The organism is Gemmiger formicilis (genome assembly GCF_016901605.1).
Classification (GTDB): Bacteria; Bacillota; Clostridia; order Oscillospirales; family Ruminococcaceae; genus Gemmiger; species Gemmiger formicilis_B.
The window spans coordinates 1-3,882 of the sequence record NZ_JACJKP010000217.1; the positions used below are offsets into that span (position 1 = coordinate 1).

Genomic DNA, 3,882 nt, shown 5'->3' on the forward strand with positions numbered 1-3,882 from the left:
AACAGGGATTTGAAATCGCGTTATTAGCCCTCGAAACGTGGGCATTCCAACTCAAGTGCATGCAGCCGGAAGCCCGGTTTTGCATGATTCTTGCCTGTGATGAGGATCACACAGAAATCCGCTTTCATAAACTCCGGGAGGGCGAAAGCCTGTGGTTGAATGACGACATAAACCATTACACCGATGGCGCCATCGGATATTTCATTCTATAGTCGGGCAGACGCGGGCGCTGTATGCCGTGTCTTCTCCATACTGCAAATGGTTGCGGAGCGTGATATAGGACTGCGCAAGACCACTGTCCATGTTGGGTTACTCGCTCCGGGCGTTCCATGCACGCACACCAGACAGGAGGCGCGGCTGATGTTCCTACACAGAAAAAATACAAGCAACCACAATAACGGCATTTCCCCCATGACTATGCATCTTCTCACCTTATTGATTTTGGTGGTCAGCATTACAACCGGTGTGGCTACTTTTCTTTTTCTAACCGCTGTGTGTTGCATCAAAAAAGAACTGGCGGTCAATGCCGTATTTGGCTTCACAAGTCTCGGCCTTTTGCTGGACGCAATCTTTTTCCTTATATGTAAGAAAAGAATTGATCAAAGCAGCAGGCGTGGGAAAGCCTATGTATCCGTAAAGCTTCTTGTGGGAACCCCGGCCGAATTATTCATGGCGATCTTTGGAGCTTATCTGATCCTCTCCAACTTTAAGTAAAGTCAAGAAATGGGCGTGGACAACCGCTATCAATGAGAAAAAGGCGAAAGTCCATACGAACCTGCTTGCTCCGCCAGACTAAACCGCTGTATATTCAAAATGTTTCCAGATGATCATATATCAGTCCATAGCGGGAGTTGACTTTCATGAATCCAATCGATAGCGGCGATAAGAACGCAATCGCACGGCAATATGATTTCTACGAGGCAAGAGTTTTAGGAATCACTGCCGAGCATTTTCTGAGCAAAGTGTATCTGTATCACGAATATGACTGCCATACCGTTGTGAAATACACCTTTGCCGAATGCTACCATCTGGACTTCTCCCATGCAAGTGAGCAGGTCGAGCATATGGAAAAAAGCAAATGGAAGCCGGAATTTTATACCTACGCGCAAATCGACTACTTTATACAGGATATCGACATTTCCAAAAGGATGTATGACTCTCATGCCTTGTACCAATGCAGTCTTGATTTTGGAATTGCCCGCCTCAAGGTTCTGTGCAGGGATGTCGCCATTGAAAAACTGGCATTGTCCCAGCTCAGTGAAGCCGAAAAGAGGACTTTCGTGGTTCCCCCACAAGCCGGCAGGTCTTACCCCGGAACCGCGGAACAGGATGGCTGATTGCAGGAAACCGCGCGTTGCCATCGTGATTCCTTTCCCAGGGCAAAACTCCCCCACATCCGAAATTTCCGCGGCATTTCTCTTCGATGCTCCCGTCTGTGGAGTGGCCGCTCCCCGCAACGGAGGAAAACCATGTGCGAACAAAAGACAGAATTGTGCAGAATCAGCCGTCTGATCGGGCAGCCGGTCCATTCCATCGGCCGGGCGGCGAATATGCTGGATCTTCATTTCGGGGAAGATGTGATTGTTCCCGATAGAATCAGCAAAGAAAAACACGTGGGGACCTATTCCCTACACGTGCAATGTCCCTGGCGGATCATAAACCTGGAAAAAAGAAAAGTGCTTTTGGGAAGCCTGGACTTTTATGCGCCATCCACCCGCAGGCTGGCCGCAGAAGATTTCGACTATAATCATTTTGACTGGGACGTCCAGGGCGAGAATCTGTTTGATGAAAAGGCGCAGGAATGGTTTGCGGGACTGGAGCATGTGACGGTCGTCGCTGCCAGAATGAACCGTTTCGGCGACGCCAGAATCGATCTTTCCAATGGCGACCGCATAGAAATCTTTGTAACGGCGACGGATGACGGGGAATGCTGGCGTCTTTTTCTGTCGGCAAAATCCACCACACAACTGGTGATATACGGTGATGCAGATTGAGAAGGTTGTTCCCTCAGAGCATCATGCCGCAGTGCAAATACCCGGCACTATGGGTGCCACATAAAAACAGATTTTTTCTCATGGGATGGCAGATATTCTCCTGACAATGGCATCCGACGCCGCCCTTTCCGCCGATTGCCTGTTGCGGGAACTGTCCGCAGAAAGGAAGGCTTTCCATCGTGAGACGTATACGAACCGCTGTGATAATCATCGGGCTGCTGCTCTGCGTGATCACCCCCGGCATCATGATGCTGTTTCAGCCCAAAACGCTGAAAGTCGCCACAGGAACACCGCTCACCCAAGCCGGCGAATACGAAGGCCCCGGTGGAGGCACGCTCTATGTCACCCCGAGCCACAGGCTGGTGGGGGCAGTCACCCTGCCGGAGACTCCCTATGGGTCTTCCTTTATCGTGGTGCCGATGGACGGTTTGAAGCCGGACTTCGAGGAGATGCAGAGCTTTTTTCTGGGGGACGCGATGGTCTGCGACTACCTGGAGCAGGAAGACGGATACTTTCTGCTGGTGAATGAACGGGAAAAGGTAGTCTACCGGAACGCGGATATCCTGGATTGGTGCACCCTGTTCTGGCTGGACTGCACCGACGGGACCATGACCACCCTGGACAAAATGGAGGCCGCCGGGATCCCCTCCTTCCTGGAATCCGCCGACGGCGAGGTTCTGCTCGGCTGGCAAGGGCGGGATTCCGCTTACATAAACCATTATGACAGCACCACCCGGCAGCGGACGGCCATCGAGCCGGTGGATGTATGTCTGACTTTTGCCACGGCGCTGGGCGGCGGACAGTACCTGGGGTTCTGGCGGGACTATGGCGGGAATTTTCAGGAATCGTCGCTGGATGTCAGGAAACAGCTCGCCTGGGTCGACGAGGAAGGCAACCTGCTGGACAGCTATCCCTGTGACAAAGACTATCACGTGACGGGGACCTGCGTGGTCGGTGACCGCGGATACGCGCTACTCCACCATGATCACAGACAAAGATGCCGGATCCTGACCATGAATCTGGACCGAGAAAATAGGAAGCTGGTGAATGTTCGCTGCTACACGCTGCCCAGAATCGGCAATTCCAAGTTTACCGATTACTATGACCTTGTATGGAATGCGGATGCCGGTCTGCAGCTTTTGTTTTTAAGTCCCTACACCTGGGACTCCGGGGCCAGTATTCTTGGCGCGGCAACCATCCTGGACGATGGCACCAACCCGCCGGAATTGGAACTTCATACCTACTGGGCACCCGAGCGATACTTGCCAAATGGTGCCTTCCAACAAAACGGAGAGACTTTCTATCAGTTTTCGACAGGGAGCAAGCGGGTCTTCTTTCAATGACGGTCTTCCCTCATACGGATCGCTGCCCGCGCATTCTGACTGGAAGAAGGGGAATCCATGTACAACAGTATAAATCCCCTGGGTTGGCTCACGCTGATCATCGGCGCTGTTATTGTTTACAAGTGGGTCAAAAGGAAAGCTCTTGGCGTTGTAGTATTGATCTTGGCTGTCATTGCGGTCGGAGCGGTATCGCTGAAAGTGAGAACCTCCCTTTGGTTTGAAACGCCGGCGGAGGCGGCGCTGTTTCCCGCAGACGGTACAATGATTGCCGCCATTGAGGGACAGGATTCCTGCTGCCTGATCACCGAGCAGAGCCGCACAGAACACCAAATCCATCTTTTTGGGAAAGAAAACAACCGGTACAGACTCCTTGCCGCGTCGGAATGGAACAGCGAGAACATCCAGGCCGACGACGGAATGGCAGTGACCATCCTTTCTGTAAACGGGACCTCCGACTGTTACGCTTATGGAACATTTTTTGAACCGGCCGGCAGCAAAATTCAGATCACGGATACAAACGGGACTGTGTTCCAGACCATTTCTCT

At 52.1% G+C, this 3,882-nt stretch carries 5 protein-coding genes and 1 pseudogene; all 6 read left to right on the top strand.

The genetic code is table 11. The features are described 5' to 3' along the window. A pseudogene (locus H6B10_RS13050) lies at positions 1-212 on the top strand (hypothetical protein); the annotation flags it as partial. A 148-nt stretch (positions 213-360) separates the two neighbouring features. Beyond that, positions 361-714 carry a hypothetical protein gene (locus tag H6B10_RS13055; RefSeq protein WP_204652005.1) on the top strand — a complete coding sequence of 118 codons (354 nt, stop codon included), beginning with the start codon at positions 361-363 and terminating at the stop codon, positions 712-714. 146 nt (positions 715-860) lie between these two features. After that, complete coding sequence (locus H6B10_RS13060) at positions 861-1,337, top strand: hypothetical protein (RefSeq protein ID WP_204652006.1); 477 nt, start codon at positions 861-863, stop codon at positions 1,335-1,337. Then, positions 1,338-1,994, top strand: a complete 657-nt coding sequence (locus H6B10_RS13065) for a hypothetical protein (protein WP_204652007.1) — start codon at positions 1,338-1,340, stop codon at positions 1,992-1,994. It begins immediately after the preceding gene. Positions 1,995-2,173: 179 nt separating this feature from the next. Continuing rightward, the gene (locus tag H6B10_RS13070; protein ID WP_204652008.1) at positions 2,174-3,337 is read left to right on the top strand and encodes a hypothetical protein; all 1,164 of its coding nucleotides are present in this window, start codon (positions 2,174-2,176) and stop codon (positions 3,335-3,337) included. A gap of 57 nt (positions 3,338-3,394) precedes the next feature. Further along, on the top strand, positions 3,395-3,882 hold a 488-nt coding region (locus H6B10_RS13075; RefSeq protein ID WP_204652009.1), incomplete at its 3' end, for a hypothetical protein.